Origin of the sequence: Streptomyces sp. NPDC060028 (genome assembly GCF_042736725.1) — a bacterium.
GTDB lineage: Bacteria > Actinomycetota > Actinomycetes > Streptomycetales > Streptomycetaceae > Streptomyces.
The window spans coordinates 1-6,944 of record NZ_JBHWVJ010000156.1 but is presented as its reverse complement, the minus strand read 5'-3'; the positions used below and the strand labels follow the sequence as shown (position 1 = coordinate 6,944).

General features: G+C 66.9%; 6 protein-coding genes. 1 reads left to right on the top strand and 5 read right to left on the bottom strand.

The genetic code is table 11. The annotated features are described in order from the left end of the window. Positions 1–58: 58 nt before the first annotated feature. The 5 genes from ACFWBF_RS36850 to ACFWBF_RS36830 form a co-directional block, all read right to left on the bottom strand. The gene (locus ACFWBF_RS36850; RefSeq protein ID WP_385609200.1) at positions 59–1,198 is read right to left on the bottom strand and encodes a DUF475 domain-containing protein; all 1,140 of its coding nucleotides are present in this window, start codon (positions 1,196–1,198) and stop codon (positions 59–61) included. A gap of 25 nt (positions 1,199–1,223) precedes the next feature. Continuing rightward, positions 1,224–1,799 carry a TerD family protein gene (locus ACFWBF_RS36845; RefSeq protein WP_385235410.1) on the bottom strand — a complete coding sequence of 192 codons (576 nt, stop codon included), beginning with the start codon at positions 1,797–1,799 and terminating at the stop codon, positions 1,224–1,226. Between the two features lie 109 nt (positions 1,800–1,908). Further along, positions 1,909–2,484: a TerD family protein gene (locus ACFWBF_RS36840; protein ID WP_385609199.1), complete on the bottom strand. Its 576-nt coding sequence runs from the start codon at positions 2,482–2,484 to the stop codon at positions 1,909–1,911. 101 nt (positions 2,485–2,585) lie between these two features. Next, positions 2,586–3,044: a peroxiredoxin gene (locus ACFWBF_RS36835; RefSeq protein ID WP_385235454.1), complete on the bottom strand. Its 459-nt coding sequence runs from the start codon at positions 3,042–3,044 to the stop codon at positions 2,586–2,588. A gap of 218 nt (positions 3,045–3,262) precedes the next feature. Beyond that, complete coding sequence (locus tag ACFWBF_RS36830) at positions 3,263–3,691, bottom strand: DUF3052 family protein (protein WP_385235415.1); 429 nt, start codon at positions 3,689–3,691, stop codon at positions 3,263–3,265. A 435-nt stretch (positions 3,692–4,126) separates the two neighbouring features. Here ACFWBF_RS36830 and aceE point away from each other — a divergent pair, with 435 nt between their 5' ends. Further along, positions 4,127–6,859: a pyruvate dehydrogenase (acetyl-transferring), homodimeric type gene (gene aceE, locus ACFWBF_RS36825; RefSeq protein ID WP_385609198.1), complete on the top strand. Its 2,733-nt coding sequence runs from the start codon at positions 4,127–4,129 to the stop codon at positions 6,857–6,859. Positions 6,860–6,944: the final 85 nt, after the last annotated feature.

The following is a 6,944-nucleotide window of genomic DNA, read 5'->3' as shown; positions in this document are numbered from 1 at the left end:
GTCCTGTGGATCCGCGCGGCCGCCCCGTCGTAGTGAAGATTCCGCAATCAGGGCCGGATCACACCCCGGCCGTGACCTCCGCGGACTCGCCGCTGCCACCGCCCTCGGCCTCGATGCGCTTGTTGCGGCGCACGGAGGACCAGAAGGACCAGGCGATCAGCACGACGCCGACGAGGCCGGTGATGACCTCGTTGATCTCGTGCTGGATGGTGACGAGCAGGATGACGGCGAGCGCGCCGATGGCGTAGTGCGCGCCGTGCTCCAGGTAGACGTAGTCGTCCAGGGTGCCCTGGCGGACCAGGTAGACCGTGAGCGAACGGACGTACATGGCACCGATGCCGAGGCCGAGGGCCATGAGCACGATGTCGTTGGTGATGGCGAAGGCGCCGATGACGCCGTCGAAGGAGAAGGACGCGTCGAGGACCTCGAGGTAGAGGAACATGAAGAACGCGGCCTTGCCGGCCATGGCGACGGCCGAGACCGGATTGCCGCTCCTCTTGGCAGCTTCCTCGGCCTCGTGCTCGGCCTCTTCCTCTTCCTCCAGCTTGTTCTCGAAGTAGCCGGAGAGGCCGCCGACGACCATGTAGGTGATCAGGCCGAGAATGCCGGAGACCAGGACGGTCTGCGCCTTGTCCACCTCGATGCCGCCGTGCTGGTGGGCGTGGGTGGCGAAGGTCATCGAGGTGACGACCAGGACGATCAGCGCGATGCACGCGGACAGCATGTCGATCTTGCCGAGCTTGGCGAGCGGGCGCTCCAGCCAGGCGAGCCACTTGATGTCACGCTCCTCGAAGATGAAATCGAGGAAGATCATCAGCAGGAACATTCCGCCAAAAGCAGCGATGGACGGGTGAGCGTCCGTGACCAGCTGCTCGTACATCTCCTTGTCGTTCATGGCCAGATCGACGGCGTCGATGGGCCCGATCTTGGCACTGATCGCGACGATGACGACGGGGAAGAGGAGGCGCATGCCGAACACGGCGATGAGGACACCGACGGTGAGGAAGATCTTCTGCCAGAAGGCATTCATCTTCTTCAGGATCCCGGCGTTGACCACCGCATTGTCGAAGGACAGCGAGATCTCCAGGACGGACAGGATCGCGACGATCCCGAACGCCTGCCACCCCCCGTAGAACACCGCTGCGACCAGACCGAGCGCAGTGATTGCGAACGACCAGCCGAAGGTTTTGAGAACCACTGGCACCCCATCGTCTTGTACGGCTTTACGAAACGTTGACCCCGAAGTCTAGAGCGATGCCCCTGAGGCCCGACGCGTACCCCTGCCCCACGGCACGGAACTTCCATTCACCCCCGTACCGATAGACCTCGCCGAAGATCATCGCCGTCTCACTGGAGGCGTCCTCGGACAGGTCGTACCGGGCGAGTTCCTGGCCGTCCGCCTGGTTCACCACGCGGATGAAGGCGTTGCTGACCTGACCGAAGCTCTGTCGGCGGGCGTCCGCCTCGTGGATCGACACGGGGAAGACGATCTTGTCGACCCGGTCCGGCACCTTGGTGAGGTCGATGATGATCGACTCGTCGTCACCTTCACCCTCGCCGGTGAGGTTGTCGCCGGTGTGTTCGACGGAGCCCTCGGGGCTCTTCAAGTTGTTGTAGAAGACGAAGTACTCGTCCCCGAGCACCCGGCCGTCGCCGCACAGCAGTGCGCTGGCGTCGAGGTCGAAGTCGGCTCCCGTGGTCGAGCGCGCATCCCATCCGAGGCCGATCAGAACCCGGGTGAGGTTCGGTGCGGCCTTGGAGAGGGAGACATTGCCCCCCTTGGCGAGTGTGACGCCCATGTTGTGGTCCTCCCCGGACGACGGTGTGACGGTGCGGTTGCGCGGCGCTGAAGCCCGTCCGGCGCCGTACACACAGTGCACGGCGCCGGACGGGACACTGCTCTCGGGGTCAGACGTTGACGCCGAAGTCCTGCGCGATGCCGCGCAGGCCCGAGGCGTAACCCTGGCCGATGGCACGGAACTTCCACTCCGCGCCATTGCGGTACAGCTCGCCGAAGACCATGGCGGTCTCGGTCGAGGCGTCCTCGGAGAGGTCGTAGCGGGCGAGCTCGGTGTTGTCGGCCTGGTTCACGACGCGGATGTACGCGTTGCGGACCTGGCCGAAGCTCTGCTGGCGGCTCTCGGCCTCGTAGATCGAGACCGGGAAGACGATCTTCTGGACGTCGGTCGGGACCCCGGAGAGGTTGACCTTGATCGCCTCGTCGTCGCCCTCGCCCTCACCGGTGGTGTTGTCACCGGTGTGCTCGACCGAGCCGTCCGGGCTCTTCAGGTTGTTGAAGAACACGAAGTTCGAGTCGTTGGCGACCTTGCCCTGGTCGTTGGTCAGGATCGCGCTGGCGTCGAGGTCGAAGTCGACACCGGTGGTGGTGCGAGCGTCCCAGCCCAGACCGACGATGACCGCCGTCAGGTTGGGCGCGGCCTTGGTCAGCGAGACGTTGCCGCCCTTGCTGAGGCTGACTCCCACGGGTCCTCCATAAGGTTGGTGTGGGGCGGTGCCCCGTCGTGCGGTTTATCCGGATCAACGTGTCGATCCTAGTGACGGGTTCCCACCCGGACCCGGATTTCTCAGAGGCTGTCGAGAGCCTTGATGTACTCGTTCAGGTCACGCGCGTCGGGCAGCCCGTTGACGACGGTCCACCGCACGATGCCGTCCTTGTCGATGATGAAGGTGCCGCGGACCGCGCAGCCCTTCTCCTCGTCGAAGACCCCGTACGCACGGGAGGTCTCCCCGTGCGGCCAGAAGTCCGACAGCAGCGGGTAGTCCAGCGCCTCCTGCTCGCCGAAGACCCGCAGGGTCGGCACCGAGTCGTTGGAGACCGCGAGGAGCTGTACGTCGTCGTTCTGGAACCGCGGCAGCTGGTCGCGCAGCTCGCACAGCTCGCCGGTGCACACGCCCGTGAAGGCGAAGGGGTAGAAGAGCAGCACGACCGCCTTCTCCCCCCTGAAGTCGGAGAGCCGCACGGTGGCGCCGTGGTTGTCCTTGAGCTCGAAGTCCGGGGCCTTGTTGCCGACCTCGATCGCCATGTGTCGCATCCCTTCGTTCCTGCAGGTCCGTGTGCCTGCATGTCCGCGTGCCTGCATGTCCGCATGTCCGCATGTCCGCGCGCCCGCGTTGGGCCGTTCGGGTGGTGCCAGCCTATGGCCAACTGGTCCGCGCCCGCGGATCCGCAACGCACACACCCCGCCGACCGGGCCAAAACCTGGTCGACGGGGTGTGTGTCCGCTTGGATGCGGGGCGCGGGTCAGCGCTTCTTGGCTGCAGTCTTGGGCGTCACCAGCTTGGTGGCGCCCCACTCCTTGCCGACGGGAAGACCCTTGGCCAGCGAGAGGCCGGCGGTCTCGGCGGCTTCCTTGATGTCGCTGGCCTCGACGTAGCCGGGGCGGCCGGTCTTGGGAGTCAGCAGCAGGATCAGTGCGCCGTCCTCGATCAGCTCGGTGGCATCGACCAGAGCGTCCGCCAGATCGGCGTCGTCGTCCTCTCGGTACCACAGCAGTACGGCGTCGGCGACGTCGTCGTAGTCCTCGTCGACGAGCTCGCCGACGAGTTCCTCGACGACGTCACGGAAATCCTGATCGACGTCGTCGTCGTAGCCGATCTCCTGGACCACCTGTTCGGACTGGAAACCCAGCCGGGCGGCCAGGTTCTCCGCGTGGTCCGCGGTCGCGCTCACGGGGTGCCTCCTGCTCATGTTCGGTGAATGTCTTCGGCGGCGCGCGTACGCGCAGCATTGGAGGTAGTCCACACGGGCGCGGCGGATCGCGCAAGTACCCGGCCGCCGAGACCGTCGAAACGGTGACGATTGCGGCCGTCTCGCCGCAACTTTCAGCCCCTCGATGTGTACCGCGGGTGATTCATCCCACACCATTCCACCCCATTCGGCATCGGGTCGGGACTTTCCTACCTGTTTGAGGGACGAACGGCCTTACGAAATCACTGATCGTCCTGGGCGTAAGGTTGCGGTTTGGCCGCTCTCGTCACCGACTCCCCCTCGAATCGCCGCCGACTCCAGGGATTACCCAGTGGTAAAGATGACGATTTCGGTCGAGCGTAAGACCATGGGAGGCGGCGACCCAAGGTACGACTCCCCCGACAGCGAAGGAACAGCGTGGCTTCCGCATCCGATCGCAACCCGATCATCATTGGCGGCCTGCCGAGCCAGGTCCCGGACTTCGATCCGGAGGAGACGCGGGAGTGGCTCGACTCCCTGGACGCAGCCGTGGACGAGCGGGGCCGCGAGCGCGCCCGCTACTTGATGCTGCGGCTGATCGAGCGGGCCCGCGAGAAGCGCGTGGCCGTGCCCGAGATGCGCAGCTCTGACTACGTCAACACCATCGCCACCAAGGACGAGCCCTTCTTCCCCGGCAACGAGGAGATCGAGCGCAAGGTCCTCAACGCCACCCGGTGGAACGCGGCCGTCATGGTCTCGCGCGCCCAGCGTCCCGGGATCGGCGTCGGCGGCCACATCGCCACGTTCGCCTCCTCCGCCTCCCTCTACGACGTGGGCTTCAACCACTTCTTCCGGGGCAAGGACGAGGGTGACGGCGGCGACCAGATCTTCTTCCAGGGCCACGCCTCGCCCGGCATCTATGCTCGCGCCTTCCTCCTGGACCGGCTCTCCGAGCAGCAGCTCGACGCGTTCCGGCAGGAGAAGTCGAAGGCCCCGTACGGACTTTCCAGTTACCCGCACCCGCGGCTGATGCCGGACTTCTGGGAGTTCCCGACCGTCTCGATGGGTCTCGGCCCGCTCGGTGCGATCTACCAGGCCCGGATGAACCGGTACATGGAGGCGCGCGGGATCGCGGACACCTCCAAGTCCCACGTTTGGGCGTATCTCGGCGACGGCGAGATGGACGAGCCGGAGTCGCTCGGCCAGCTCTCCATCGCCGCCCGCGAGGGCCTGGACAACCTGACCTTCGTCGTCAACTGCAACCTCCAGCGCCTCGACGGCCCGGTGCGCGGCAACGGCAAGATCATCCAGGAGCTGGAGTCGATCTTCCGCGGGGCCGGCTGGAACGTCATCAAGCTGATCTGGGACCGCTCCTGGGACCCGCTGCTGGCCCAGGACCGCGACGGCATCCTGGTCAACAAGATGAACGCCACGCCTGACGGGCAGTTCCAGACGTACGCCACCGAGTCGGGCGCGTACATCCGTGAGCACTTCTTCGGCGGCGACCAGCGGCTGCGCGCGATGGTCGAGAACATGACCGACCAGCAGATCCAGCACCTGGGCCGCGGCGGCCACGACCACAAGAAGGTCTACGCGGCGTACGCGGCGGCCAAGGCCCACAAGGGCCAGCCGACGGTGATCCTGGCGCAGACGGTCAAGGGCTGGACGCTCGGCCCGAACTTCGAGGGCCGCAACGCCACGCACCAGATGAAGAAGCTGACGGTCGACGACCTCAAGCGCTTCCGCGACCGCCTGCACATCCCGATCACCGACGCCCAGCTGGAGAGCGGCGCCCCGCCGTACTACCACCCGGGCCGCAATTCGCCCGAGATCCAGTACATGCACGACCAGCGCAACGCCCACGGCGGCTACGTGCCGACCCGCGTGGTGCGCGCGAAGCCGCTGCAGCTGCCGGACGACAGTACGTACGCGGCCGCCAAGAAGGGCTCGGGCCAGCAGTCGATCGCCACCACGATGGCCTTCGTCCGCATCCTGAAGGACCTGATGCGGGACAAGGAGATCGGCAGGCGTTTCGTGCTGATCGCGCCCGACGAGTACCGCACCTTCGGCATGGACGCCTTCTTCCCGAGCGCCAAGATCTACAACCCGCTGGGCCAGCAGTACGAGGCGGTCGACCGCGACCTGCTCCTGGCGTACAAGGAGTCCCCGACGGGCCAGATGCTGCACGACGGCATCTCGGAGGCGGGCTGCACGGCCTCGCTGATCGCCGCCGGTTCGGCCTACGCGACGCACGGCGAGCCGCTGATCCCGGTCTACGTCTTCTACTCGATGTTCGGTTTCCAGCGCACGGGTGACCAGTTCTGGCAGATGGCCGACCAGTTGGCCCGCGGTTTCGTCCTCGGCGCGACCGCCGGCCGGACCACCCTGACGGGTGAAGGCCTCCAGCACGCCGACGGTCACTCCCAGCTACTGGCGTCGACCAACCCGGGCTGCGTGGCGTACGACCCGGCATACGGCTACGAGATCGCGCACATCGTCAAGGACGGTCTGCGGCGGATGTACGGGCCGGACGCCGAGGACGTCTTCTACTACCTGACGGTCTACAACGAGCCGATCCAGCACCCGGCCGAGCCGGCCGACGTGGACGTGGACGGCATCCTCAAGGGCATCCACCGGGTCTCGGCGGGTACGGCCGGCGCCATCGGCGCGCAGATCATGGCCTCCGGCGTGGCCGTGCCGTGGGCGCTGGAGGCGCAGCGGATCCTGGCCGCGGAGTGGAACGTACGGGCGGACGTCTGGTCGGCGACCTCCTGGAACGAGCTGCGCCGCGAGGCCGTCGCGGTGGATGAGCACAACCTGCTGCACCCGGAGGAGGAGCAGCGCGTCCCGTACGTGACGCGCAAGCTGTCGGGTACCGAGGGGCCGTTCGTGGCGGTCTCCGACTGGATGCGTTCGGTCCCGGACCAGATCTCGCGGTGGGTGCCCGGCACCTACACCTCGCTGGGCGCGGACGGCTTCGGCTTCGCGGACACGCGTGGTGCGGCCCGGCGGTTCTTCCACATCGACGCGCAGTCGGTGGTCCTGGCGACGCTCACCGAGCTGGCCAGGGACGGCAAGGTCGACCGCTCGGTGCTGAAGCAGGCCATCGACCGGTACCAGCTGCTGGACGTCACGGCGGCCGACCCGGGCGCTGCCGGCGGCGACGCCTGACGCCTGACGCCGGCTGACACGTGACGGCGGCGGGCCGGGGGGCCGGGGGCCCGCCCCCCCCGACCCGGTGAACCTTTCCGGTCAC